The sequence below is a fragment of the Alginatibacterium sediminis genome, from assembly GCF_003610775.1.
Lineage (GTDB): Bacteria > Pseudomonadota > Gammaproteobacteria > Enterobacterales > Celerinatantimonadaceae > Alginatibacterium > Alginatibacterium sediminis.
Genome location: NZ_RAQO01000009.1, coordinates 184,604 through 210,791 on the forward strand (window position 1 = coordinate 184,604; position 26,188 = coordinate 210,791).

Annotated in this window: 22 protein-coding genes; 12 read left to right on the top strand and 10 right to left on the bottom strand. The window is 41.6% G+C overall.

Annotated features, from left to right (window positions below; all coding sequences use genetic code 11):
- Positions 1 to 91 precede the first annotated feature (91 nt).
- From tviB to DBZ36_RS17180, 9 genes are read left to right on the top strand one after another with little or no spacing between them, the layout of a single operon-like run.
- Positions 92 to 1,375, top strand: coding sequence for a Vi polysaccharide biosynthesis UDP-N-acetylglucosamine C-6 dehydrogenase TviB (tviB, locus tag DBZ36_RS17140; RefSeq protein ID WP_120356190.1), 1,284 nt, complete (start codon positions 92 to 94; stop codon positions 1,373 to 1,375).
- Between the two features lie 11 nt (positions 1,376 to 1,386).
- The gene (locus tag DBZ36_RS17145) at positions 1,387 to 2,406 is read left to right on the top strand and encodes an SDR family oxidoreductase (protein ID WP_120356191.1); all 1,020 of its coding nucleotides are present in this window, start codon (positions 1,387 to 1,389) and stop codon (positions 2,404 to 2,406) included.
- A gap of 5 nt (positions 2,407 to 2,411) precedes the next feature.
- Positions 2,412 to 3,572 carry a glycosyltransferase gene (locus tag DBZ36_RS17150; RefSeq protein WP_120356192.1) on the top strand — a complete coding sequence of 387 codons (1,161 nt, stop codon included), beginning with the start codon at positions 2,412 to 2,414 and terminating at the stop codon, positions 3,570 to 3,572.
- A 5-nt stretch (positions 3,573 to 3,577) separates the two neighbouring features.
- A complete protein-coding gene (locus DBZ36_RS17155) occupies positions 3,578 to 4,723 on the top strand; it encodes a glycosyltransferase family 2 protein (protein ID WP_233558182.1) in 1,146 nt (381 codons plus the stop codon).
- Positions 4,723 to 5,898: a hypothetical protein gene (locus DBZ36_RS17160; protein WP_199711914.1), complete on the top strand. Its 1,176-nt coding sequence runs from the start codon at positions 4,723 to 4,725 to the stop codon at positions 5,896 to 5,898. Before DBZ36_RS17155 ends, DBZ36_RS17160 begins: the two co-directional genes overlap by 1 nt.
- A gap of 4 nt (positions 5,899 to 5,902) precedes the next feature.
- Entirely contained in the window at positions 5,903 to 6,913 is a 1,011-nt protein-coding gene (locus DBZ36_RS17165) for a polysaccharide deacetylase family protein (protein ID WP_120356194.1), read from the top strand.
- A 24-nt stretch (positions 6,914 to 6,937) separates the two neighbouring features.
- Positions 6,938 to 7,876: a glycosyltransferase family 2 protein gene (locus DBZ36_RS17170; protein ID WP_120356195.1), complete on the top strand. Its 939-nt coding sequence runs from the start codon at positions 6,938 to 6,940 to the stop codon at positions 7,874 to 7,876.
- 21 nt (positions 7,877 to 7,897) lie between these two features.
- Positions 7,898 to 8,899, top strand: coding sequence for a polysaccharide pyruvyl transferase family protein (locus DBZ36_RS17175; RefSeq protein ID WP_120356196.1), 1,002 nt, complete (start codon positions 7,898 to 7,900; stop codon positions 8,897 to 8,899).
- Positions 8,889 to 9,629 (top strand): sulfotransferase domain-containing protein, encoded by a 741-nt coding sequence (locus DBZ36_RS17180; RefSeq protein ID WP_120356197.1) that lies wholly within the window; start codon positions 8,889 to 8,891, stop codon positions 9,627 to 9,629. The genes DBZ36_RS17175 and DBZ36_RS17180 overlap by 11 nt, the downstream gene beginning before the upstream one ends.
- Positions 9,630 to 9,665: 36 nt before the next feature.
- Here the strand turns inward: DBZ36_RS17180 and DBZ36_RS17185 are convergent, their stop codons facing one another.
- Both DBZ36_RS17185 and DBZ36_RS17190 read right to left on the bottom strand, forming a co-directional pair.
- Complete coding sequence (locus DBZ36_RS17185) at positions 9,666 to 10,421, bottom strand: glycosyltransferase family 25 protein (RefSeq protein ID WP_120356198.1); 756 nt, start codon at positions 10,419 to 10,421, stop codon at positions 9,666 to 9,668.
- A gap of 32 nt (positions 10,422 to 10,453) precedes the next feature.
- A complete protein-coding gene (locus tag DBZ36_RS17190) occupies positions 10,454 to 11,650 on the bottom strand; it encodes a hypothetical protein (RefSeq protein ID WP_120356199.1) in 1,197 nt (398 codons plus the stop codon).
- A gap of 232 nt (positions 11,651 to 11,882) precedes the next feature.
- Here DBZ36_RS17190 and DBZ36_RS17195 point away from each other — a divergent pair, with 232 nt between their 5' ends.
- On the top strand, positions 11,883 to 12,923 hold the full coding sequence (locus DBZ36_RS17195; RefSeq protein ID WP_158589137.1) for a glycosyltransferase family 61 protein: 1,041 nt from the start codon (positions 11,883 to 11,885) through the stop codon (positions 12,921 to 12,923).
- Here DBZ36_RS17195 and DBZ36_RS17200 read toward each other — a convergent pair.
- The 4 genes from DBZ36_RS17200 to DBZ36_RS17215 all read right to left on the bottom strand — a co-directional run bounded on the left by DBZ36_RS17200 (position 12,874) and on the right by DBZ36_RS17215 (position 18,704).
- A complete protein-coding gene (locus DBZ36_RS17200; RefSeq protein ID WP_120356201.1) occupies positions 12,874 to 14,364 on the bottom strand; it encodes a lipopolysaccharide biosynthesis protein in 1,491 nt (496 codons plus the stop codon). The genes DBZ36_RS17195 and DBZ36_RS17200 overlap by 50 nt on opposite strands.
- Positions 14,365 to 14,387: 23 nt before the next feature.
- The gene (locus DBZ36_RS17205; protein WP_120356202.1) at positions 14,388 to 16,094 is read right to left on the bottom strand and encodes a hypothetical protein; all 1,707 of its coding nucleotides are present in this window, start codon (positions 16,092 to 16,094) and stop codon (positions 14,388 to 14,390) included.
- Positions 16,095 to 16,096: 2 nt separating this feature from the next.
- Entirely contained in the window at positions 16,097 to 17,479 is a 1,383-nt protein-coding gene (locus DBZ36_RS17210) for an O-antigen ligase family protein (protein WP_233558177.1), read from the bottom strand.
- Between the two features lie 82 nt (positions 17,480 to 17,561).
- Positions 17,562 to 18,704: a glycosyltransferase family 4 protein gene (locus tag DBZ36_RS17215; protein WP_120356203.1), complete on the bottom strand. Its 1,143-nt coding sequence runs from the start codon at positions 18,702 to 18,704 to the stop codon at positions 17,562 to 17,564.
- 145 nt (positions 18,705 to 18,849) lie between these two features.
- Between DBZ36_RS17215 and DBZ36_RS17220 the strand changes: the two genes are divergently transcribed.
- On the top strand, positions 18,850 to 19,908 hold the full coding sequence (locus tag DBZ36_RS17220) for a glycosyltransferase family 4 protein (protein ID WP_120356204.1): 1,059 nt from the start codon (positions 18,850 to 18,852) through the stop codon (positions 19,906 to 19,908).
- A gap of 57 nt (positions 19,909 to 19,965) precedes the next feature.
- Here the strand turns inward: DBZ36_RS17220 and DBZ36_RS17225 are convergent, their stop codons facing one another.
- Together DBZ36_RS17225 and DBZ36_RS17230 are read right to left on the bottom strand one after the other, a co-directional pair.
- On the bottom strand, positions 19,966 to 21,279 hold the full coding sequence (locus DBZ36_RS17225) for a nucleotide sugar dehydrogenase (protein WP_120356205.1): 1,314 nt from the start codon (positions 21,277 to 21,279) through the stop codon (positions 19,966 to 19,968).
- Between the two features lie 50 nt (positions 21,280 to 21,329).
- The gene (locus DBZ36_RS17230) at positions 21,330 to 22,616 is read right to left on the bottom strand and encodes a glycosyltransferase family 4 protein (RefSeq protein ID WP_158589138.1); all 1,287 of its coding nucleotides are present in this window, start codon (positions 22,614 to 22,616) and stop codon (positions 21,330 to 21,332) included.
- 167 nt (positions 22,617 to 22,783) lie between these two features.
- Between DBZ36_RS17230 and DBZ36_RS17235 the strand changes: the two genes are divergently transcribed.
- Positions 22,784 to 23,284 (top strand): serine O-acetyltransferase, encoded by a 501-nt coding sequence (locus DBZ36_RS17235; protein ID WP_120356207.1) that lies wholly within the window; start codon positions 22,784 to 22,786, stop codon positions 23,282 to 23,284.
- A 6-nt stretch (positions 23,285 to 23,290) separates the two neighbouring features.
- On the opposite strand, the gene xrt is transcribed toward DBZ36_RS17235, so the two are convergent.
- Together xrt and DBZ36_RS17245 are read right to left on the bottom strand one after the other, a co-directional pair.
- Positions 23,291 to 24,694, bottom strand: coding sequence for an exosortase (gene xrt / locus DBZ36_RS17240; protein ID WP_158589139.1), 1,404 nt, complete (start codon positions 24,692 to 24,694; stop codon positions 23,291 to 23,293).
- Between the two features lie 2 nt (positions 24,695 to 24,696).
- Positions 24,697 to 26,091, bottom strand: a complete 1,395-nt coding sequence (locus tag DBZ36_RS17245) for a TIGR03013 family XrtA/PEP-CTERM system glycosyltransferase (protein WP_120356209.1) — start codon at positions 26,089 to 26,091, stop codon at positions 24,697 to 24,699.
- Positions 26,092 to 26,188 lie beyond the last annotated feature (97 nt).

Sequence of the window (26,188 nt, forward strand, 5' to 3'; positions counted from 1 at the left end):
TGTCACATGATTGTGCGTATTTCGCCCGCGTTGGAAAACTTACCAACAAAGTCTCCCGTGGGCGTTTGATTGAACATAAAGGAATATATCAGTGAGCTCAAATCATTCCGATCGTAAGATCGCTATTATTGGATTGGGATATGTCGGGCTGCCTCTTGCCGTCGAATTCGCACTCCAACGCCCTGTAGTTGGGTTTGATATTAGTTTATCTCGAGTACAACAATTGCAGTCTGGTATTGATCTTACCCAAGAGATCGATAGCAAGGAGTTAGGGGATGTCCAGAACTCACTTAGCTACACTTGTGATGTCGATGACTTGAGTTCCTGTGATTTTTTCATTGTAACAGTCCCTACACCCATCACTGAGTTTAAACAACCCGATTTAAGGCCATTAATCTCTGCTAGTAAAACACTAGCAAAGGTTCTGAAGCCTGGTGATATTGTTGTTTACGAATCTACCGTGTATCCCGGCGCTACTGAAGAAGTTTGTATCCCAGTTTTAGAAGCGGATTCAGGCCTTGTTTTTAACCAAGATTTTTACGCAGGCTACAGCCCTGAACGGATCAATCCTGGTGATAAAGAACACCGAGTATCAACTATTAAAAAGGTGACTGCAGGTTCTACACCGGCCATAGCTGATTTAGTCGATGACATATACGCGAGCATTGTTGTCGTGGGTACCCATAAGGCGTCTAGTATCAAAGTAGCAGAGGCCGCAAAAGTTATCGAGAACACGCAGCGAGATGTAAATATAGCTCTAATTAATGAATTAGCGCTTATTTTTAATCGCTTAGACATTGATACACAAGCGGTGCTGGAAGCTGCTGGCAGTAAGTGGAATTTTCTTCCGTTTCGACCAGGCTTAGTGGGAGGTCATTGTATTGGTGTTGATCCGTACTACCTAACGCATAAAGCGAAAGCTATCGGCTATCGACCCGAGGTGATTCTCGCTGGACGACGTATTAATGACAATATGGGCAGATATGTGGTCAGTCGTTGTGTTAAAACGATGATAAAGAAAAAGATGCCAATTGAAACCGCAAAGGTTCTGGTTATGGGGTTGACCTTTAAAGAGAATTGTCCTGACATTCGAAATACTAAAGTCATCGATATTGTGAGTGAGTTCGACGATTTTGGTGTGGAAGTTGATGTCTATGACCCATGGGCTGATTTCGAAGAAACAAAAGCGGAGTACGGTGTTGAGTTGATTAGTTCACCCGTAGATGGCAGTTATGACGCAATAATTCTGGCTGTTTCTCATTCTCAATTTAAGGCGATGAGCGCTCAACAGATCCGTGCACTTGGTAAATCGAACAGCATCATCTATGACCTTAAATATATCCTTGATGCCCAAGACAGCGACCTAAGACTTTAAGCGAAACCTTTATGAATCAATATCAAAAAACCATAGCGCAGTTACAAGAGTCGCCTAAAACATGGCTGATTACCGGTGTCGCCGGCTTTATCGGTTCAAACCTACTCGAGCAATTACTAAAGTTGGGCCAGTCAGTCGTAGGCTTGGATAATTTTGCTACAGGTCATCAGCATAATCTTGATGAAGTAGAAAGCATTGTCGGTAGTGACTTATGGAATAATTTCAAGTTCTATGAAGCTAGTATTATGGATGTGGATGCTTTAAGCCAAGCTGTTGCTGGGGTTGATTATGTACTCCACCAAGCGGCTTTAGGTTCTGTTCCTCGTTCGATAAACGATCCCGCAACGACGAATGCAGTAAATATATCCGGCTTTTTAAACGTGCTAGTCGCTGCAAGGGATGCTGAAGTTACAAATTTTGTTTATGCAGCTTCTAGCTCTACTTACGGTGATCATCCTTCATTACCCAAAGTAGAGGATGTTATTGGTAAACCTTTATCACCTTACGCAGTTACTAAGTATGTGAACGAACTTTATAGTGATGTGTTTGACCGAAGCTATGGCTTTCGCTCAATCGGTTTGCGTTATTTTAATGTATTTGGGCCTAGGCAAGACCCAAATGGAGCATATGCTGCAGTGATTCCGAAGTGGACCCAAGCCCTAATTAATCAGCAAGATGTATATATAAACGGCGATGGAGAGACCAGTCGGGATTTTTGTTATATCGATAACGTTGTACAAGCGAATATTTTGGCTGCAACCAGTCGTGTCGATCAGAGCGAAGTTTTTAATGTGGCTTTGAATGACCAAACCAGTCTGTCAGAATTATATCTGCTGTTGCAAGCTGAGCTACGCAATCACGGAATTGAAAATCAAAAAGCTGCTATTTACCAAGATTTCCGAGCCGGTGATGTGCGGCATTCTCGAGCTGACATTGGAAAAGCGCAACAAATTATTGGCTATGCGCCCGAGTACAAGGTGAAGGAAGGGCTTACCAAAGCAATGTCTTGGTACGTTAAGCGCCTGAGCTAGCCAAGATGAGTGATAAGCAAATAGAACTCGAAAAAGTTGTAGTGTTTACCAACTTGTATCCTACGCCTTGGCAGCCAACTCGTGCAACCTTCAATCGGCAGCAGTTTAGCCACTTGTCACCTTACGCTAAGTTGTATTATTTGGTTCCGGTACCGTGGTTGGATTGGTTTAAACATCGTAAAAGTATCAAAAATACATCGACTTTAAATTACGTGCCGTACTTCTACCTGCCAAAATTTGGCCGGCGATTTTCGGCTTGGTTAATGTATTTTTCAGTACGCTTACTGGCTTGGTCTTGGCTTCGTGAAAGCCAAGCAAAAAAAATTATAGGATGTTGGGCTTATCCTGACGCTTGCGCTGCTCAAAAGGTGGCTAGTCGATTGGACATGGACTTTTACATGAAAGTTCACGGTAGCGACATACACTTGCATCTTAAGAATCGGTCGCGTAAAGCGCAGATTGTTAACGCCGCAAATCAAGCCAAGGGACTGTTAAGTGTGAGTCAAGACTTAGCAAAGCACATGTCAAATGCTGGCATATCAAACCGAAATGTTAAAGTTATATACAACGGTGTTAATGTGTCCCTTTTTACCAAACGTGAATCGACAAATGTCATCAGTTTCTTGTTTATAGGCAATTTAAAAAAAGATAAGGGAGTTTTTGAGTTGCTAGAAGGATTTAAGGTACTTAGTGATAGTCATCCTAATATGAAACTAAGCTATGTTGGCGGAGGGCCAGAGAAAAGCACGTTAGCTGCCAGAATAAAAACCCTTGGCCTAGAGTCACAGGTTGAATTGATGGGCGTTGTCGAACACGAGAAATTACCCAATTTGTTGAGCCAATCCACTGCTTTATGCTTACCCAGTTATCATGAAGGAGTGCCGAACGTTGTTCTTGAAGCGATGGCTTCAGGCCTTCCTTGTTTGGCAACAAACGTTGGGGGGATCCCTGAAGTATTGCCAAGCAGTTGTGGTGTTTTAATTGAAGCTCAAAGTGTTTCAGCGGTTACCGAAGGGCTAAGGCTAGTGCTCGATACCAATTGGGATTCAGACCACATTAGAGCGCATGCCGAGCAATTTAGTTGGCACGATAATGCAATTGGCTTGGCTTCGCTTCTGTCATTACGGCAGTCTAGTCAACCAGCCAACCCTGAGGCGACAAGCTAGTGGCAATGATGTTCTGGTTAAGTGTTCTTCTTATCGCATATAGCTATGTGTTTTATCCATTGTTATTGATAGTCATCGCAAAATTTTTTGCTTTAAGCCCAGTATCTAGATGTCATCGTTCACAACCAGATGTTGCAGTTGTTATTGCAGCATTTAATGAAGAACAATCCATTCAAGCTCGAGTTGAGAATCTACTCAACTTGGATTATCCAAGTCATAAGCTGCATATTTACATCGGTTCAGATGGGAGTACGGATAAAACTAATGCGATTCTCAACTCATTTGAACAAGAGAATGTCACAGTTCGCTGTTTTGATGTAAATCGTGGTAAAGCCTCAACATTGAATGATTTAATGCAAGAAATAACTCAACCCATTGTTGTGTTTAGTGATGCCAATACAGAATTCAAAAGTGATGCAGTTACAATCTTAGTTGAACACTTCGACGACAAGAACGTAGGCTTGGTCTCAGGCGAACTACACCTTTTTGAGGCAAGCGAACATGCTCATAAAGGGGACAATAAAGACGGTGTCTACTGGAAGTTTGAGCAAATGTTAAAACGCTTAGAAAGCCAGGTTGACGCTATGGTTGGGGCAAATGGGGCTATTTATGCGCTACGCCGAGAACTTTATATTCCCTTAGCCAGCAACACGATAGTCGACGATTTTATGATTGCAATGCAGGTCGCGCGTTCGGGTAAACGTTTGGTATATGCTGAAGAAGCTTGTGCTTACGAAGAGATAGCACCGAATTTAAAGGCGGAACAACAACGGCGAGTTAGGATTGGTATGGGAAATTACCAAGCTTTCCTACGTTCGGCTTGGGCGTTAAGCCCAACAGCTAAATGGCGCAGTGTTGCATACATAGGACATAAAGTACTTCGCTGGTTTACTCCCCATTTCATGGTGATAGCGTTAGTTAGTAGTCTAATACTTGCCGCAGAACCTTTCTTTGCGACGATGTTATTTATTCAGCTTTTAGGTTATGCAATCGCAATTTGGGGGACTCAGCAATCCTATAAGCGAAAGCGAGTTCCAAGCTTCGCCGCATTTATTTCTTTTTTTGTGTCAATGAATTGGAGTCTATTGTTAGGTTTCATTCGGTTTTGTAGCAAAGATATTCAAGGTACATGGCAAAGGACCGCTCGATAATGATCTCTCTAATGTTGTTCGCAATTTTTTTAGTTGTACTCGCCTGGTTTGGCTTAAAGGTTTTAAAAAGCAAGTCGATGGAAGGCTGGATATTCTCCTATTTAAAAAATAGGTTTAGTCCCAAAGCAAAAGTGAATGGACCGACTCATATTTTATTTTGTTTTGTTGATCATTATGAACCGCAATGGGGCAAAACGACGACCTACGAGCAGGAATGTGAACGTGTTGACCGTTGGCATCGCGATTACCCTAAAGTTGCAGGAAAATTTGTTGATGCTGATGGTTGTTACCCCAAGCATAGTTTTTTCTATCCAGAAGAAGAATATCGCTTTGAGCATTTAGAAAAAATTGCAGATTTGTGTGCTAGGGGCTTTGGGGAGATTGAAGTTCATATTCACCACGACGATGACACTAGTGATAACCTTCGCCAAACTTTAGAAAGCTTTACAGAAAAGCTGCATGCACAGCATGGAGCTTTTTCTCGGTGCCCTGAAAGCGGTAAATTACAGTATGCATTTATTCATGGAAATTGGTGTTTAGATAATTCGCGCAAAGATGGTAAATGGTGTGGGGTCAATGATGAACTGATCGTACTCAAAGAAACAGGCTGTTTTGTTGACATGACCTTTCCGTCAGCGCCAAGCGAGACACAACCGGCTATGGTCAATCAAATCTACTATGCGAAAGATGATCCTTTAAAGCCCAAATCATATGATATTGGCCAGCAAGTTGAAGTAGGAGCTGCCCCATGGGGTGATTTGATGCTGATTACGGGACCTTTAGGCTTAAATTGGAAAACTAGAAAAAGTGGTGTATTCCCTAAAATTGAAAATGGGGATATTCGATGGAACATGCCTCCGACGAAACACCGAGTTGATTTGTGGGTTGATGCAAATATTCATGTCAAAGGTCGACCTGAATGGGTCTCAATTAAGATTCATACCCATGGTACCCAAGATCAAGATTTGGATACTTTGTTGGGCCAACCTTTTGAAGAAATGTGCCAATACTTACAAGACAAGTATAATGATGGTGAAAACTATGTTCTTCATTATGTTTCAGCCCGGGAACTCTACAATATTGTTAAAGCAGCGGAAGATGGCAAAGATGGGAACCCAAATCAGTATCGGGACTATCACGTGCAAGCGCCTAGTTATATAGCTAAAGCGAGTTAGTTATATGCGTTTTCGCCAGGTCTTTAATCGTAGTTATCGTATGTTGCAAGGGCACTTCAAAAGCCTTCCCAATGGACTTTATTGTTTTAACTACCATCGTATTGGTGATTCCAAAAAAAGTGATCTTGACCCTAATGTTTATAGTTGCGACGCGACTCAATTCGCACTTCATTTAGATTATTATAAGCAGCACTATCGAGTGATAGATATGGCTCAACTCTTGGACCTTATCAATTCCGATAGTGTCATTGATGAGCCTTTGGCATTAATCACCTTTGATGATGGTTATTGTGACAACTACTCTCAGGCTTTCCCTTTGTTAAAACAGCGTTCACTGAGTGCTTCTTTTTTCGTATCCACGGATTACATAGATGAGTCACAGCTACCATGGTGGGATGAAATTGCCTGGTTACTAAAAAATACTCAACAGAAAACTGTTTTTCTTGAAGGGTGGCAGCAAGCGATCTCGATAGTAGGGTCTAATGAAGAAGACTTAATCCGACAGGTTTTACGTGAAGTAAAGTCAAATCAAACTCTTGGGCTCCAAAAACAACTTCAACAGCTGCGAACTGAATTGGTTACTCAAACCATAGATGCGGAGCTATATCGTGAATTATTTATGTCTTGGGATCAATTAAGAGAGATGCAAGATGCTGGTATGCATATAGGATCCCATTCAGCGAGTCATGAAATTTTAGCCTACCTTGATGAAAAACATCAGTATCATGAGTTATATCAATCGTATAAGAGGATACAGCAAGAACTTCAGCCAACGATTGCCTCGCTCGCTTATCCAGTTGGAAACGCAGCATCATTCTCACCCGAAACTGAGAGAACCGCTAAACAGATAGGCTATCAATTGGCTTTTAGCTTTATTTCTGGTTTGAATTCAATGCTTGATGAGACCGAAAAGTTTCGAATCCGCCGAATTCCGGTCACTCATAATAGTAGTGTGAGCAAATTAAAGCGCTTCATTTTTGAAGCGGCTCATACCAAGAAACGCGCCATCAAATAAATGAATGTCTAGGGATGGACACAAATGACAATACCGACTATCAGCGTGATCGTTCCAGTTTATAATGGGCTGGAATTTCTAGAATCAACCGTTAAGTCAATATTAGAACAAACCTATACTAATTTTGAGTTGTTGTTGATTAACGATGGTTCAAAAGATACCAGCTTAGAGCTTATCGAAAGTTTAGCGAAACAAGATTCTAGAATTCGAGTGTTTGATAAAGCAAATGGCGGTGTAGCCAATGCGCGAAATTTCGGGATATCCAAGGCGAATGCCGACTTAATCGCATTTTGTGATCAAGATGACTTGTGGCTACCCACTAAACTTGAACAGCAGTTACCCCTTTTTTCTCAACCTGAGATCGGTCTTGTTTACTGTGGCTCAATCGCGCGCTTTACGTCAAACTTGCCTGATAGCAAAGCTGATCTCAGCCGTTTTCTTTCTGGGGATGTATTCGAAGACTTGTTACAACAGAATGTAGTTTCATGTTGTACCGCAATCGCCCGAAAACAGCTCATATTGAAGGTTGGTGGTTTTCGAGAAGAGGTAGAACTTAAAGGTGTCGATGATTGGATGCTTTGGCTCCATTTGGCACAGTGCAGTAAACTTGCCTTTGTTAATGAGCACCTTGCGGTTCATATTTTCCATGGAGATAACTATTCTCTTAATGAACTCGCGATGAACAGCGCCGAATTTTATTGCATTGATCAGCTTAGCCTTCAGTTTTCTGACATCGAATTGAAGCAGCCCTGGCCTGTGATTAAAGGCAAGCTACTATTGCGTCATGCGACTGACTACAAGTATATCGGTGAGTTTCGTGCAGCTGGAGAAGCCCTCAGCCAAGCTGGAGAGCTGTTAGGGACTCATCGCTATAAGATTCAGGGGATTGCGATGAAATTGATACCAGCGTTTATGCTGCGCTTATTACAAAGACAAAAACGTTTGAGAACATTAGCTTCTTAAGCTCAGTTAAAGGATTTATAAATGCAAGACGAAAAACGACAATGGAATAATCACTTACAGAGCTTAAAAGATCGACATCAATCCATTGCTAAGTTACTAGATGGAAAGTCGATTGCCTATGTAGATTTGCCTATCCACTTTAATGTGGGCGATATTTTGATCATGGAAGGTACTGAGCAGTTTTTTGAAGATCATCAGCTTAATGTTATCTATCGTTGCGACGCATTCGACTACAAGTTTTCTAGTATTGATAAAGCTGACGTTATTGTATTTCATGGTGGTGGCAATTTTGGTGACCTTTATGATGACGGAAAAATGCAGGCCATGCGTGAAACCTTAATCCAACGCTATCCTAATAAACGGATAGTTTGTCTACCACAAACCATTTATTTCGCAGATCCTGCGCGACAAAAGCAATCCGCTACAATTTTTAGTCAGCATCCAGATTTTCATTTTTTTGTTAGAGATCTCCATAGTAGTGAAGTGGCTAAACAATTTACGGATAATTGCACGCTAATGCCTGATATGGCTCATAGTCTTCATCCTTTAGTCTCTTCCCGAGAGGCTGTGATTCAGGTCCCGCACACGCCGCGAATCCTAAATCTTAGCCGCATCGATAAGGAAAAACCGAGCACTACGGACAGACTCCAGAAAAAAAGTTTCGACTGGTTACATATTGTCGAGCTGCAGGACATCGCCTTTAATCGTTTCTCCCGATTACTCAAAAAAGTCCCAGGTTGTGAACAACGGGCGCTGAAAATTTGGTTGAAAATATGCACCAACATTGTGTTTCGTTCACAACAGTTTTTTTATCAATTCGATGTCGTTGAAACGGATCGTTTACACGGCGCAATTTTTGGAGCTCTACTGGGAAGAAACATTGTTCTATACGATAATAGCTATGGAAAAAACTCCCGTTATTACTCGATGTGGCTTGAAGAAAACCCACTAATTCAGCTTTGTGATTTGGGTGACAAAAACCGAGAAAATGAGCCAAAGAAAGGCGTGAAAATTGAAGAATAAAATAGAGTTTTTAGTTGCGGGCACGCAAAAAGGTGGAACCACGGCGCTAGATGTATATCTACGAGAGCATGCAGCTTTGTTGATGGCAAAAAAGAAGGAGCTGCATTTTTTCGACCAAAATTCTAATTTCCGCTGGCGACCTAATTATAGAAAATACCATCAAAGCTTTGATATGCAGCTTGCAGAAAATCGTATGCTTGGAGAGTGCACCCCGATTTACATGTACTGGGAAAGCGCTATGCGACGGATATTCGAATATAACCCGCAAATGAAACTCATTGCTGTATTACGTAGCCCAGTAGAACGCGCATTTTCACATTGGAACATGGAAAAACAAGAAGGGTATGAATCGTTAAGCTTTGAAGAAGCGATAGCGCAAGAGGCTGAGCGTTGTCGGCATGTTTTACCCTTGCAGCATCGGCATTACTCTTATCTTGAACGGGGGTTCTATAGCGAGCAGATCCGTAGAATGTGGCGCTATTTCCCAAAAGAACAAACCTACTTTTGTAAAAATGAAGATTTGAAGTTCGATACAAATAGAGTGTTGAATGAGCTATCGGGTTTCTTGGACATACCTGCGTTTGAGAGCGTCGAAGCTAAAACTGTTCATTCAAGAACTTACAGCTGTGAGTTAGAACAAGAACTTCGTACAACGCTTAATAAGTACTATCAACATGAAATATCCCAGTTAGAACAAATGCTCAATTGGGACTGTTCGGACTGGCGCTAGAGATGTATCCCAATCTTTACTAGCGCTTCCTAGTCTTTATAAGTATTTCTTTTGATAGGGCATTTTTAGACCAGCTCGATATAGCCAATATTTAGCTTGTTCTCTTACAATGACTAAGCTTAAAAGTAGTGGTCGTTTCCAAAAGTCATGTTCTATAAAGACAGAGTTTCCCGTGCTACTTTGCCCGTCTACTTGTTCATAAACAATGGGTTTCTTTGGATGAAAGACCTTGATTCCCATGTTTTTCAAGATTTGCCAGTCATCGGTAATCCAAAATATGCTGGGGCTTCGGGCTAATAGTTCTGCTGCAGCCCGGTTCATCACATAAGAAACGGTTCCGCAACGATTTGCGCCATTAGTCCCAAATTGGTGTGTTCCAATGCTATGCGTCGAATAAAAAGGCTGAACCAAACGTTGGACAGTTAAATTACTCGCATCTGTTTTAGAGTGACCGAGTAAATAAATAAGGGGGTCATCACTTTCGATTGATTCAAATGCTGAAATACTATCTAAGGCATCGTCTTCGAGTTTCGCATCGTCTTCCAGGATTAGACACCACTGAAAACCGCTGCTCGCAATAAATTCTCGAGCAGCTTTAACATGGCTTAAAGTACAGCCCATTTCACCATCTCGAGCTTTGCGACCATAAGTGAGCTGACAAACGTAATTATCGAACTCATTTTGCGGATTGCCTCTAACCGCATTTAGAAATCGAAATGGCAGAGGAAAATCGTTGTAATTAGCACGTCGAACGGAGTCTTCCAGTGCAATGATTAATACTTCTAAGTTCATTGTTACCTTTGATAAATCTAAGTAATTGTTAACTAGGCTTTATGGATGCCAAGAGCGATCAGTAATCTACGCACTTTATAGCGCAATTTTCCGTCACCGGGTAGTACCTTATTTAGTACCTTGCTTTTAAATATTAACTTTCTGGCTTCTTTTACCCAAGGTGCATCTACTTTATTGCTTTTTGCGGTTGCAACGAGAGTACCCCATTCTGAAACTGACATGTCAGTTCTTAAAATGGTGTTACTTATCATCTCGATACCTGGCTTATCAAAGATGTCAGGGATTTCCTGCCCGGATGCGAGGAAATTTAGTTTAGTACGGACGCATTTTTCACATTTGCCACAGTTTTGTTGGTTATTTTCTCCTTCCCAGCATACCCTCAGGTCTTTAACACCTTGAGGCCATTGGGCTAATTTTGACACTTTCTCTGTGCGATTATTGTCTGCGCCATCATGAATGATTCGGAACGAAGAGCTGCTCAATAGGTGCTCGGTCATGGGTGAGGTACCCCATGGGAGTACAAGAGCATCATAAGGTTCGCTGCTTGCTATTAAACCATAACTGCCTAGCGACTCTACACTGGACAACGCTGAGGATATCAAAGCTGCGACACTATGCTCCCAGCTAATGGGAGATATTTTACGGTAGTTAGTACTCATTTTTATAAGGGGAATACCAACGTCTTTCAAGGTCTGTTTGCAGCGTTCAAAGGCGATATCAAAATCAGATGTATTGTCTAGATCGATATCAAAGCCATGTACTAAGACTGCAGCACTAAGGTCTAAAGATGCAAATCCAAATGTTTTATTCACATGACGATTGACAGTAAACGTAGCGTCTACACCTCCGGAGTAGGCACAAACTGCTTTGTTGTTTACTGGTGTTTTTTCGATAACTAGGTCTACTTTGATGTCGACAAAAGAATACGAATCAGGTAACCAAACACTCCAAGCAGCCATGAATTCGGTTAGGTTCATGAGTAGCGCGCGATCAACTGCTCCTCGAATCACAATATTGCGGTTCTCGGCCATTGCATCAAAAATCATAGCGAGTAAATAGGCGGAGCAATCCGTTTCATCAAAGCCTTCTGGTACTTGATGTTCAACTCTTATCCAGAACTCTTTCGTTGATTCTTTATTATCTCCAGAAAACCTATTGATCTCACAAATACGCTTGAAATACCCGTCGCCTATCTCTAAAGGTAGAGGGATTAGCTCGATTGTTCTCATAGTAGTGCGTTATCCTTAATACACAGATTTCTAGTATAAGACCAAATTCTTGAAAGCGTCGATGTTTTGTAGTCTTTCATAAAAAATACATCTTAAAATAGAATAGGTTGCTATGTTGTCCCAAAAAATATTTAGGTTTCGTTGGTTTCATTTAATATATCGAGCGTTATATTGGCGCCGGGTTGATAGTCGCGCTAGGTGGTGGCCTGAACTATCTAAAATGGATATTTTTTTGAAGACTGATAAAGGCAACTTTAATCAGACCCAAGCTCCACAAAGGTATGCATTTCCTACCGCTTTAGATGATAAACAAAAGCGAGTCTCTTTTTTTAGAGGGCCAAGCCAGAGCTCGCCAGAGTTGGGCTATTTTATTTTTGACAATGCGTTAATCTATAGCCCTAATGGCTGGATACTCTCTGAAGACGATATCCTTCAACTCAGATGCAGTTGGTATGTTGACTCTCCACAGCGTTTCTCTTCAAGCATTACCCCTAATAGAGACGGTGCTCTCTGGCTAAAGGGTACAACGCTATCGATAGCGAGTGACTATAGCGGTACCAACTATGGACACTTCCTTTTAGATTCTTTAAGCCGGCTTTCTCTGTTAGGCGGCGACAAGAGCATCGTGATAAAAGAACTTGATCACATTGCAATATCTGGCCCCAAAAAAGAATGGAAAGAAAAACTATTACTTGCTTGTGATATCCCTTTGGAAAAAGTGATTTGGTTGAGCAGTAAGCAGCAATATACCTGTGAGAAGCTACTAGCAACTTCAATGCCTTCACGATTGAATACTTACCCAAAATGGATCACAAGTTTTTTACGCTCAAAGCTATTGCAAAAAACGGAGTTAGACTCTGGCTCATTAAGAAAGCGTTACTACATAAGCCGCCAGCAAGGCGCTCGAGCATTGAGTAATGACCAGCAAATCTTTGAAATTGCGAGTGCTTTTGGATATGAACGTTACGAACCGAGCTTGTCAGAAAACTCGATAATTGATTTTAGTCGTGCTGAAGCGGTTATTGCCCCCCATGGGGCGGCTTTAACCGATACTATGTTTATGTCACAAAATAGCCTAGTTATAGAGCTTATGCCAAGTGACCATAAATACTGTTACTTTTATACGATAGCTCAAGCTCAAAACCTAAACTATCATGTGCTTATTGGAGACAGCGAAGGTAAGCATCATCGTTTAAATTCGTACCCCAGTGAGTACGATTTTTCTATTGATCCGGAACGTTTTCTTTCGCTTCTACAACAACAGCATCCTTAGTGCTCGATGGTCGAAATTTGCGGTACAGTCCAAACAGCATCTTGCGCTCAAAGCGATAACACAACCCGGCATAGCAACTGCCACCAACGGCTATCTGCAGAATCAGCTGAAGCAATCGAGAATCTATGTTTAACAGTTTAGTTAAATAGACACAGGCCACCATGATAATACCGAATAGTATTGGTTTGTAAGCAATTGATGCAATGTCATAAACCTTAAGATTTAAAACCCTGCAATTGCGAAACACAATTATGGTGTAGCTAATGGGAAAGCTAAACAACCATGCCATCGCTAACCCTATGGGACCAAGCGGATAGAGAAGGAAAATAAAAGAAACAAGGAGTAGAGCTAAAATACTAATGTTTATCATTAAGTGTCGAACTTTCTGTTGTGCTTTAATTGCCGGCGAGAACAGTTCCTGACTAAATCGAAGTGGCATGACCAACAAGATTAATTGAGCAGGGACAATGACACTGTCCCACTTCTCACCCACTAACAATGGGACAATATTATCTACCGTTGCTGCTAAGCCCCAAAAAATTGGAACAGAGATCCAAAAAGAAATCCGTTGGGACTGCCGCATATAATGGGCAATCAATTCTTTGTCGTCTTGTATATTGGAGTAGGCAGGTAGTGCTACTTGCCTCAACACCGGCATTATTTTGCTTTGAGGCATGGTTGCTAATAGAACCGCTACAGCGTAGATCCCCACTTCATCAACATTTAACAGCAAGCCTGCTATAGCAATATCGGCATGCAGGTATAAATAAACCATAATTGAAAGCAGGCTCAATTTACCACCGAAGGTCATCATAGTTTTTATTCGTTGGTATTCGAATCTTGGTCGGTAGAAGGCGGGATTAACAAAAGTAATCAGCAAGCTACTGCTGATCGTTCTAAAAAGTTCACCGTACACAAGAGACCAAAATCCGAAGCCCAAATAGGCCAACACCAAGGTTAATATTGAAGAGCCAATATTACTAAACGCCATGATGATCGATAGATGTTTAAAGTTTAAACTGCGTTGTAAAAGGGAGCTCGGAATCATACTGAGCCCTTGGAATAAGTAGACGAAAGAGCTAACCCTAAGCACGTCTTCAATTGCTGGTTGTTGATAAAGCGTTGCAATCAGCCCTGCACCAACAAACTGAAGTATAAATAGTCCTCCAAAAACCAGTAAGATAGTGAAACTCAGGGCTTCTAGCTGCTTTTTATCAATAGATTTTGATTGGATGATCGTTGTGTTAAACAGTGAAAAACCGATGAGAGCAATGAGTGAAGAAAACACACTAGCGATGGCAACGACACCATAATCTGCCTCGGTTAATAGTCGTATTGTCCAAAAAGTGATTAACCACTTAATGATTTGGCTTCCAATGCGGCCAATGGTGACCCATTTCAAGGAATGAATTACTTTTGATTCAAATGCGCTAGCATTCATACAGCGTTACTCAAGTTAGACAATTAGTTTTCTACGACAGTTGGACGAACCAGCATAGGCCGAATATCTTCAATTGAAAGAGCCCTTGGATTAGAAATATTGCTTTTCGTTTCTAAACTTAAGGATGCCAAAATCGGTAGAATGTCTTCACTAATTCGCTTCCACGATATTAACTTTGATAATGATTCCAGTTCTTGCAATTGGTTGTTCGAGAAACTTATGTGTGATTGGTAATTGGTGTCTGAGTTGAGCGCTTCGTTATCATTGCGGTAATTTCTAGTTTCAAAATTAAAGAGGTTATTGTTGAAAATAATATCAGGGTAACCTTGGACCCAACCTTCAGGCTTTATACTATCAAATACCAGAGTTGCGGCTTGATCGGAGACTTTGGCTTTCGCAAAGATGTTGCCTTCAACGAGCAACGATTTTAACTGGTGATTAGCGCGAAACACGTAGCTATTATAATTTTGGCTAAATACAAATATATTGGATACGAATCGAGATGGTCCCCTAGACGAGCCGGTACCGTCGCCGCCGATACGTACCGTATGGGTTGGACTATTGATACGTAGTACGTTACCAACGACATCGTGTTCGATTCCATCGATTGCTGCATAGCCATCGAAACCAATGAGCTCCAAGGCGTAGTAGGATTGCTTATGTTCAGGCGTCTCTATCCAGTTGTTGTAGACTTCAGTGCGTTCAGCTCTGGATTTTATTGCATTTCCAAGGTTGTTATAAAGTAGGCTGTTTTCGATTCTAAAAATACTATTTGGGTAGCGATCGCGATCGGTTGCCATGTATATGCCGTGCCGCCAATTTGAACCTTTGGGTTTGCCGCCACTTTCGCTAAGTTGAATACCGGACAAGGTTAGGCTTCCTGAGTCTTTATCCGTTCCCAGAATCCCATTACCGCATTTTCGAATGATGACATTTTTGAAGGTGATGCCATGGGATTGATGGCGATAACAAATGCCGCCACCTTCTAAAATTATGTTTTCAACATTCCAAAAATGAGAATCTCTAAGTGAAAAAGTCCAATTGTATTTTGGGGTGCCGCCGGAAAACTTAGGTAGCCGTCCATTTTTTTCGACACCCCTAATGGTGATCGGAAAGTCGGGAGTTCCGTTTTTCCCACGGATGGAAAAGGGCTTGTAAGTTGCATCACCTTCAATTAAAACCACATCGCCTGGGCCCACAAGCGACATGACTTCTTCTAGTTCTTGATATTGGTGACTGGGACCTATTTGCCATTGCTCTGGAGGATTTATTGTTGGCTCTACACGTACATGCCAAGCCACAACGGAGCTATACTTTTTTGTATTGCCACTGGTTTCATAAGTATAAATGTGAGTTTTTAAATGCGCGCCGGGTTTACTACCTGAGTTAACCATGAGCTTGATTTGGTCGCCTTGCTTTAACTTCACCGGTAATGTTTCAAAAGGACCGCCGTTGATAGAGATTTTGGTTTTACTTTTAGCCCGAAACTCTACGTCATTCTCAATACCGCTTAAGGTGACGCAATTGGATACAATGTCTGTGCCGACGGCTACATTTAGCTCGGTTGCAAAGGCTAGCGTACTGCGTCGATGGCGCGACTCTCGGTATTGAATACTTCGGTCGTGGCAAGTTTCAAGCGAAGTGGCAGCATAGGCCACACCGGCAGGGAATAGACTGAGAGCTGCAAAAATTAGAATCCCAGTAAACAGCATTGTGGATAGAGTTTTCACAATTAGAGCCCTATTTTTAAGGTGATGTATACCGTCACAATAATGATCCATGACATCGCGCAGGCGACAACTAAGCGATCTTTACTGAAAAAGTCCATTGTTGCAGGTACGATATTACTCAGTCGAGTGAAACTAGCGGTCTGCATTGCTAGGAATATAAATAACAGTAACGTGAATTGGCGACTAAGAAAAAACGCGGTAATCATGAATCCAATCATCGAAAAGAATAAAGTTTTATTGATAGCTAATTCTTGGTCAAACTTGTTTCGTTTCTCATCATCAACTATAGAGGCTCGCAACTCTCCGTTACCTTTAATCAGCCAAAAACTAGCCAGCATATTTAAGGTAATGACCCCTCCCCATAAAGAATAGCCTAATACACCAAGTTCGGAAGCAACGTGAATATACGAGTTATGGGCAACCCGTACATGTTCTTCAATAAAATTACCCATCCCGATGCCAAATACCGGATTGTTTAACAACATGTGTACGCCTTCATACCATGCTTCTAGTCTGTCATTAGCGGATGACTCGGCGGAACTCAAACCGCCGAAGGATGCGAGTAGTGTGGCTGCCATTGGGGCAATGACAGCAATGAAGGCAATTAACTTTACACCTGCTTTGGATATCAGAAAATACACTGACACGACGCCGATGGTACCGAGCAAAGTCCCCCTAGAACCGGTCATCAGTACTCCATAGGCGAGCAGTGCTATGGTTGGAAGCATGAGCAAACGGATCAAGTTAGAACCATACTTCAGAAAATAAAATGCAAAGGGAATATTCATCACGAGAAACATGCCTAGATCATTTGGGTCGGAGAAAAAACCTAAATAGGTGATCCGCATTTCTTCGTCACCAACACTTCTACTGCCGCCAAAACCGGTGCCGAACTCACCATTAAACGAACTTTGTTGCAGGTGACCGTTGTAGACGATGAGCATTGAAGCGATTAAACATACGTACATTAACTTGGTCTGGCGTCCGCGAGTTACCAGTACTGTACTGAAAAGAAAAAACGGTAGAATGGCACTAATTAGCAGTCGCCGAGCTTGATAAATCCCACCGGTACCCCAGCCGTTTAAGTAAGCTGACAACGCAATCACAGGGAGCATGCAGATTAATAGTTTTAGCTGAATAGTCAGTTTAAGCGGACGAATGAGTAGAACAGTAAAAATGAAAGCACTGATAGTGATGCCCTGGATGATAGGCAGGGTTGCAGTCGATTGTTGGAACTCATGAAAGCGCATAAGTACAGCGACGCTATAGGCAAATAGAAAGACAAAGGCGATGGTGCCTGTCTTTTCGACCGACTTTGCTGGTTTGAGCTTCCGGCCACCAGACTGACGTACTTTTTTATCACTAGTGCTTACTTCTTGGCTCAATGCAATTTTCCTTTTGCTATTGAAGTAACAATTAATGAGCGCACCATACTATGAACGCCATGCGGTCTCAACAATGCGAATATTACAAAGTGTCTATGGCATTTTCCAATCGCAGTGCCACACCGTCCCAGGTATAGTTATCAAGCACGGTTTTTCTAGCCCCTTGAGCCATTAGTTGCAAGCCAGCGCTGTCGGTATTTAAAATTTGACAGGCTTTAGCTACAAAGTCATCTTGCTGCTGAGGCTCGAACAACAAACCGTTTACTTCTTCGTTAATCATCTCACTAAAGGCCCACGCGTCTGGTAAAAGACAAGGAATTTGATTGGCCATCGCTTCTAAGGGGGCAATGCCAAAAGGTTCATAGAGTGACGCCATAACAAATAGGCTTGCTTTGTCTAGAAGCTGTTGGAATTTAGCTCGGCCAGCTTCCGATTTGTCTAGAAACCCATGATAGTGAACGCCCTTGCTTAAGCGACTTGGAAGATCTAGTTTATGCGGACCAACAATGTGCAGTTTAGCTTCTGGTATTTGGTCTTTTATGTCTTGAAAGCATTCTAATATAAAGGGGCCACCTTTTCGTTCAAAGTCGATCCCTACAAATAGAATTTCTGGGCTATTAAAATGCTTTGGTTTTAAGTCAGGAAGCGCATAGTTAATTCCCGCACCAATATTGACGACACGTTTAGCATCAAGTCCATAACCTTCAACTAAACTGTTAGCCAAGAACTGACTCATAGTGAAAACGCAATCTAAGCCCGAATAAACCTTTGCCGCATAATCGAGTGCCGCTTTTTCTTTTTGAGGGGATATAAGGTTCTTACGAAAAGGACTTTTTATAGCATTGATATAATCGCCATCATGATATGAGAAACATCGAGAGCGCTTTTTGACTAAACTTGGAACATCATAGATCGCTCCCACTTGAATGAAGTCAGAGTCAAAATCGGAATCTAAGATATGACGGTCAATTTCCTGAGTCAGCGCCTTATAATAACTAGGATCATGATAGAACTTTTCTCGCCAAATTTTCCGGTTAGGATGAAAATTTTTGAGTAGCAGAGGATAGCGCTGCTGACTTGGTGCTTCGACACCAAAAGCGCGTTTTAGCAGTTTTCTTTCTTGTAGCGCTTGAAAAAAGAATCGACTACTACCTGACCATGAGCGGGGATGAAAAGGATCGCGTCCGATATTTCCACTTCCTATAATTCCAACAAGTTCTTTCATCTAAGTCCTTTAGAAAAGTTATATTTGTTTCTTTGATAGACTGTTAGTCTTAACAGCTACGGAATATAAGCAAATTCAAATTATTGTGTTTAGGGTAACTGTAAATGGTTGAGATGCAAACGCAAATAGCTATGAAGGAGTTGTAGTGAAGATCGCCCATATTGTTAGTAGTATGAATGTCGGAGGGGCCGAACGCTTTGTCATTGATTTAACAAAAGAACAAATAAAGGGGGATGAGCACAAAGTCGAAATTCTTAGTATGGGATCGATGGAGGACCCTTTGCTATCTGAAACGGGTGACATACCGGTTCGATGCTTAAAACAGCATTCATTTATAAGCGATGTATTTCAGCTAAGACAAACCATGCGCAAGCTCGATGTGATACATATTCATAGTACGTATTGTGTATCTCGTGTGGTTTTGGCAAAAGCATTACTTCCGTTTAGCAAGGTCCGGGTTATTTATACGCGACACAACGAACGAGTGCATGCTGGAATAAAGTGGTGGTTAACCTATGAAGCCGCGCGTTATTTGGTGTATCGATTTGTTTTTGTTGCGCAAAAAGCTCAGGAGAATTATGTCGAACATTACCCTCGGCTGGAGCATAAGTGTACAACCATTTTGAATGGTGTTGCTCCTGTTGAGCGTTTACAAAGCTTGCCTAAAGTTGGACTTCGTATAGGTCATGTTGGGCGATTTATTCCTTTAAAATCCCAAAAGACCTTATTGCAAGCCATGAGTGAAATTAAAGCATGTGGGTCGGACTATTACTCTCTTCACTTTTACGGAACTGGGCCACTGATGGCTGACTGTAAAGCATATTGCGGACAGCACTTGGCATCTTGTGAAATTGCTTTCTACGGACATGAAACAGACAGAACAAAGATCTACAGCTCGTTTGACGTGCTTGTTGTGACATCATCGACTGAAGGTCTGTCTCTAGCGATACTGGAGGCTATGGCAAGCGGTATACCGGTTATCGCGTCTAATGTTGGAGGTAATCCAGAATTAGTCACTGACCAGTTTAACGGGTATCTGTACGAATATGGGGACGCCCAAGAGCTAGCTGCTAAGTTGGAGATCCTGAAAAATATGAGCGATGCAGATTTCTCTGAAATGTGTAACAACAGTAAAAAACGATATGAACATAGTTTCTCGATGAAACAATGCGCAGCGAATTATTTGGCGGTTTATCAAGCCTAATCAAAAAACGTGTTTCTTGATTAGGCTTATGTTGAGGGGGTGTTTTGTCGTGCTGTATTACCAGCAAATACCCTCATACAAATCAGAACCGTCATCAGGGTTGATAATACGAACTAGGTCAACAATATGGCATTCGGCAGGTGCCGATTTTACTGCTTGCTTAAAATTAGGGTCGCTGTTGCCAATGACTAACACTTCAGCATGATCAATTACTTCCTGCTCTGAATCGACCATTAGACGAGAGATATGAGGAATTCGATTTAATATGTAATCACGGTTAGCACCGACGACAGAAGCGATACTTACGTTTTTGTCGTATAAGCGTAGATCATACCCTTTGCCGATAAGACGTTCGATTACTTCAACAACAGGGCTTTCTCGTAAATCATCAGTACCAGCTTTGAAGCTAAATCCCAGGATTCCTATTTTGCGTTTGTTTTTTTCGGTAATTAGCTCAAGACCATGGTTCACTTGCAGTTCATTTGACGGCAATATCGAAGCAAGGACCGGAACATCAACGTCCAATGAGCGTGCCTTGTAGACTAATGCTCGGACATCCTTTGGTAAGCATGAGCCTCCAAAAGCAAAGCCCGGCTTCATATAATATGATGAAATATTGAGTTTGGTGTCTTGGCAAAAAATGTCCATAACCTTATGGCTATCTACATTCACTTTCTTGGAAATATTGCCAATTTCATTTGCGAATGCAACCTTCAAAGCGTGCCAGACATTGTCTGAATATTTGACCATTTCCGCGGTTGCTAAATCGGTGCCAATTTTCGGGCCTGGTAGGTGAGCATATATATCTAAAACAATGTCTTGAGTTCTTTTATCGTTAGCGCCTACAACTGTTTTCGGTGGGTTGTAATAGTCATAAACCGCAGTACCTTCGCGCAGAAACTCTGGATTGATCGCTAGACCAAATCCAACACCAGCAGTCTTGCCCGAGCTATCTTCTAAGGTTGGTTGAACAATGTCACGCATTGTACCCGGAAGCATCGTAGAACGAATTACAACGACATGATAGTCATCTTTGTTCTTGATTTCCTCACCGATTTGCTCGCAAACCCGACGTACATATTTTAAGTCCAAGCTGCCATTAAGTTGGCTTGGAGTACCAACACAAATCATAGAAACACTGGTTTTTTTAATCGCAAGCGCACAATCAGTTGTTGCACTTAACGACCCTGACTTGGCACCAGTAGCGATGATTTTATCGATGTCTTGTTCAATAATGGGAGAGTTACCAGCGTTGATTAAGCTTACCTTGGTATCACTAGTGTCTACTCCAATAACGGTGTGGCCATCTTTTACTAGACAACCTGCAGATACTGCACCTACGTATCCTAGCCCGAATATACTGATTTCCATGTTTTTGCCTTCGTCCTAAAGTTAATAATCTACGTCAATGCTTATATGTTCTAGCGATGACTTAATTTTTGTTTACAGCTTTGTAGCATGGCGACAAACTCATCAGTTACTTTATTCCAACCATAGTTTTCTTTGACTAATTTGTAGCCTGATTTGGATAAGTTTGCTGCTAAATCTGGTTCGGATAAAGCCCGACAAACTTCGTTAGCAAAGTCTTGAGCTTCATCGGCGAGTAAAATGTCCTTATTATGAGAAACAGGTAAACCTTCAGCCCCAATGCGGGTCGATACCACGGGTAAGTTTGCTGCCATGGTCTCAAAAATTTTAATTCGAGTTCCTCCACCGATTCTCAAAGGCACAACTGATATGGCTGCTTTAGCTAAGTAAGGGCGGATATCATCAACCGTTCCAGTCACGGTAATTGATGGATCCTCTTTACCCAGTGCCGTTATTTTTTCTGGTGGATTTCTACCGACAATAGTTAAACTGATATCAGGAGTCTTGAGTTTAATTAGAGGATAGACATTGCGCACAAAATCACTAATTCCATCGACATTAGGCATCCAATCCATTGAACCGAGAAACACCATGCTATTTGCAGTGGGCTCACGTTTATAGACAGAAAAATAGTCTATATCAACGCCGGTAGGAACATTACCCAAGACATTTGTTAGTCCAAAATCTTGCTTAAAAGATTGTTCGTCTTCTTCGCTTACAGCGATGACGCCATCAAATGAACTACAAGTATCTTTCTCGTACTTTAAATACCGTTTCCATTGCGAGGTAAAATAAAATTTTGATAAAAAATTGCCTGCGTTTATGACGTAGCGTTCCCAGATCCTGCTTTCAACGTTATGCTGAAATACAACATATGGAACTTGTTTTTGTTTTTCTATGCCGTCTAAATTAGCTGACAAACTTAAGAAGTCACAGATAACAACTTGATAGTCTTCAGATTCTAGTTGCGCGCTAAGCGCCGCACGGATCGCGGTATTTGTATAGCGGTCAATCACGAATGGCTTTGTCGAAAATAGAAAGTTTTTTAAAATTGAGAGCAAAAAAGTTAGCTTATTTGATTTCTGGTCTTTCCAATCAACCCAAACTTGGTTGTCGCTATACTCGTCAACTTTTACAGGAGCAAGAGCGGAGACTTCATTAAGCGCAAAGAAAGTAATGTCGTAGCTTTTCTTCAATTCGACCATCATATTGTAAGTACGAATTTTACCACCTGAATTAAGTGGGTGAAGTGGATCAGCTTTTATCCATAACAGCTTTGGTCGAACAATTGATGTTTGCTCGTCTAGCATATTTTCTGGATTTACAGCATTATCATGCATATCGTGATTCGTCCTTGAACCGTAAACGGAATATTGTGGCAAGCTTGATTGGAAAAGCATAACACTGCATTAGAATTACGTTAACCGTTAAAGTGTTCCAAATAGATGGATTTGCCAAATTTGTTGATAATAGTGTATGCCTTAATCGGGATCTAAAGAGGAATCATATGTTGAAGAAGGATTTTCGCCGAAAACAACAGATATTTTGGGAGGACGGCGCGCAAGTCAGCATGCTAAGAATTCTAATTTCTGATGGCAGCGGTGCAATGATTTTATACCGCTTAATGCGTTGGTTATCGGAGCGTGGCCTGGCTCCGTTAGCGTTGGTTATTCAATGGTTGAATAAGTTTCTTAACGGTTGTGTGATCGGTCAGAAAGCTGATTTTGACGAAGGTTTTGTAATCATGCATCCTGTTGGAATCGTAATCAATTCCAAGGTTAAAGCAGGTAAAAATGTAACCCTTGAAAGCGGGGTTGTCATTGGAGATGAAAAAGGAAAATCGCCAGTTTTACACGATGATATCTTTATCGGCTCCGGGGCCAAGATTATCGGTGGGCTTACGATTGCTAATCATGTGAAAGTAGGAGCCAATGCAGTGGTGACCAAATCGGCACTGCAAGGGGAAACCATGCTAGGGATCCCTGCCAAAGCGTACAATAAGTCCTAATGAGTTTTAGCTTTTAAAGATAAGACTAGCAAAGCCTCTTGCTATCGCAGTATCACAATCTAGGTTACATGGGATATCTATCAATGCTATTTGGCTGTTTCGCTCTCCAGCAAAAGCTTGCTCGATTTTTGAAATGCGGTAGTCAATACCTGCTGCAACAGCTTGGTTACCTAAGACAAACTGATACATTAGAACTCTTTTCTCGTTACGCTTAGATAAATACTTAACAATCGAAGTTTCGCGCAGCTTGTATTGCTCTACTATTTTTGTCGAGCTTAACGGAACTTGATTGAGATATGAGCGAGCTTGTGACTCGAATCCTGGGCTACCAAAGGTGAGCAGTAGACCGTACTCATCATCTAGGTTAAAGCCTTGCCAGGACTGGTTATATTGGATGTTTCTAAATACCCAAGCTGGTCCCTGAATTTCGTCTAGAGGAGCAGTTTTACTCTGTGTTAATTCATAGCTAGCGGGTGAGATAACAAGTATTACAACGAAAGTAATAACGCTGGGCACCAAAACCCCAAATTTGCTTGGCTCGGTCTTCAATTCAACTGAGGCTATTGCCTCAACTGCTTTATCATCAACTAAATATCGGCCAAACCACATTAGTAAAGCTAGGTAGGGAACATAGATAAACCAACCGAGATTGTTGTGATCTTGGATGATCGGGCTTTGCATCTCTGTAAAATGGCCAATCAATATAATGACCGTGATTCGAATCCAATTGGTGAGCAACGCTCCAGCCAAGCATAGCAAGGTGAAAATTACGGCTTTTTTATACGAACGAATGTTTAAGTAAATAAACATGACCGCAACAAAACAAGACGTAATGAAATAACGCAACCCGCTACAACCACCTGCAATTTCAAACTGACCAACCGCAATAGTAACGATATTTCCTTCAATAAAGCTCGGAACATTAGTCATACTCATGATTATGCCGACTGCATATGTGGATAGATTCTGCAAAGGGACGACTAGGGGGCCCCAAATTGGAACCATGAACCACAAAACAACACTTGCAAGTAATAACTCAAGCGAAAATCGGAAAAAGATCAAAAGGCTAAAAAAGAAGCAAATGGGTAGCATCCAACGAACTAATAAGGCAACTTGGGCGATATATAGAATGAGAGACGCCAGCGAACAAAGTACCGCTAGCACAGCTATACCAGTGGAGAAACGACGAGTTGTTAACACGCCACGGCGAAAGGCTCGATGCAGTAAGTAGATGGAAATAAATGGAATGAGATAGGCATGCGAATAGGTGCCATCATCAAAACTGTGGATTTTCAGGTCAATCAACAGCGGCCAATTGACGACTAAAAATAGGGTAACGACAAGCGTTAACAGCCCTACTTCCGCAAAAGACCTTGGCACTGCAGAGAGCAAGCTAGCTTTAGCATTCAAAACTATCGACCTTGCCCAAATATAACGATTTCAGCTGTTCGAATTAAAATAAGTAGATCAAACATGAAACTCCGGTGCTTGATGTAATATAAGTCGTACTTTAACTTCTCAACACTATCGTTATAGCTACCGCCGTAGGGATACTTGAGCTGAGCCCATCCGGTTAAACCCGGTTTTACATTGTGTCTATGTCGATAGTAGGGAATTGTTTCGATATATTCGTTTACAAAATTTGGCCGTTCGGGACGAGGGCCAACAAATCCCATCTCACCGCGAAAGACATTGAAAAGTTGTGGTAATTCATCAAGGCGATACTTACGGATAAAATTACCAATGTTAGTTATTCGTGGGTCCGCGATCTCAGCAAATTTAGCTCCATCTTTTTCAGCATCAATGCGCATGCTTCGAAACTTGAAAATTAAAAAAGACGCGCCATCGACTCCGATTCTTTCTTGGCTATATATAACCTTTGCCGTAATGCCGTCCTCAATTTTAATTGCAATGATTGTAGCAATCATTAATGGCCATGTTAGAAGAAATACGATGAGAGCTAGGCTTGCGTTGAAAATCCAATCCAGTGAGTCTCGAAGATAGTTTCGAGAGGAGAAACCATTGCTCGCAATTAACCATGACCAGTGGACTAGCGATATATCGATTTGGCCACACTCACGCTCAATAAACTCAACAATATCAGTAACTTGTATCCCTTTCAGTTTACACATGAAAATCTGTTCTAGCGGTAAGCTTGCCCGGCGATCATCGGCGGCAATTACAATTTCATCAATAGAATTTTTAGCCACATAGACTTCGAGCTCTGCAGGCATTTCAATGATAGGTTCGTTATGGAGGCAATCAGGAGCATCATTTTTTATTGGCACGCAAGCAATAATGTCAAAATCTGCTCGGTCAACTCGCCGGCGCATACGTTTTTCTATGACTCCAGCTCTAATGCCTGTACCTAAGACTAGAACGCGTCTGCGGCCTAACCGACTGTATTCAATTTTATAAGCGACGTAGCGGGTGAAGCTTAAACAAATCATGACCCAAGCATAGAGCCACTCTCTGAAATTAAGCGGTAATACATCCAGCGGCGTTAAAACGTAGACTACTGAGGCAATAAAATACGCCAAGGATACGCCTAGCGTAATGCGACGTAAAACACCTCTAAAGTTCTCTCGAATTTTGTGGTTGTATAGACCCAAGCCTAAAAGTGACAGGTTAATCGGAAGAACGAACAAAAATAGATGTTGAAGTAAGACACCATTGCCAACAAGTACGACACTTTCAGGCGTATATGCATTCAAAAATGCATAACTAATGGAAAAAATAATTGTTAGTACAACCACTTCAACAGCGAGCAGCCCGCTGCTTGCCGAAAATACTTGGCGATAACCCAAAGTGAAATTCCCTTTCTTTGAAACTCAATACCGCATTTGTCTTATTCTTAAGGACAAATTGCTTCGTGGATTCTTCCACAAGTTGCAACGCTAGCGT

What these genes read in the sequence shown, in the direction of transcription:
- DBZ36_RS17145 (WP_120356191.1), top strand. Translation starts at nt 1,387, where the DNA reads ATGAATCAATATCAAAAAACCATAGCGCAGTTACAAGAGTCGCCTAAA.
- DBZ36_RS17150 (WP_120356192.1), top strand. Translation starts at nt 2,412, where the DNA reads ATGAGTGATAAGCAAATAGAACTCGAAAAAGTTGTAGTGTTTACCAAC.
- DBZ36_RS17155 (WP_233558182.1), top strand. Translation starts at nt 3,578, where the DNA reads ATGATGTTCTGGTTAAGTGTTCTTCTTATCGCATATAGCTATGTGTTT.
- DBZ36_RS17160 (WP_199711914.1), top strand. Translation starts at nt 4,723, where the DNA reads ATGATCTCTCTAATGTTGTTCGCAATTTTTTTAGTTGTACTCGCCTGG.
- DBZ36_RS17165 (WP_120356194.1), top strand. Translation starts at nt 5,903, where the DNA reads ATGCGTTTTCGCCAGGTCTTTAATCGTAGTTATCGTATGTTGCAAGGG.
- DBZ36_RS17170 (WP_120356195.1), top strand. Translation starts at nt 6,938, where the DNA reads ATGACAATACCGACTATCAGCGTGATCGTTCCAGTTTATAATGGGCTG.
- DBZ36_RS17175 (WP_120356196.1), top strand. Translation starts at nt 7,898, where the DNA reads ATGCAAGACGAAAAACGACAATGGAATAATCACTTACAGAGCTTAAAA.
- DBZ36_RS17185 (WP_120356198.1), bottom strand. Translation starts at nt 10,421, where the DNA reads ATGAACTTAGAAGTATTAATCATTGCACTGGAAGACTCCGTTCGACGT.
- DBZ36_RS17190 (WP_120356199.1), bottom strand. Translation starts at nt 11,650, where the DNA reads ATGAGAACAATCGAGCTAATCCCTCTACCTTTAGAGATAGGCGACGGG.
- DBZ36_RS17200 (WP_120356201.1), bottom strand. Translation starts at nt 14,364, where the DNA reads ATGAATGCTAGCGCATTTGAATCAAAAGTAATTCATTCCTTGAAATGG.
- DBZ36_RS17215 (WP_120356203.1), bottom strand. Translation starts at nt 18,704, where the DNA reads ATGAAAGAACTTGTTGGAATTATAGGAAGTGGAAATATCGGACGCGAT.
- DBZ36_RS17225 (WP_120356205.1), bottom strand. Translation starts at nt 21,279, where the DNA reads ATGGAAATCAGTATATTCGGGCTAGGATACGTAGGTGCAGTATCTGCA.
- DBZ36_RS17230 (WP_158589138.1), bottom strand. Translation starts at nt 22,616, where the DNA reads ATGCATGATAATGCTGTAAATCCAGAAAATATGCTAGACGAGCAAACA.
- DBZ36_RS17235 (WP_120356207.1), top strand. Translation starts at nt 22,784, where the DNA reads ATGTTGAAGAAGGATTTTCGCCGAAAACAACAGATATTTTGGGAGGAC.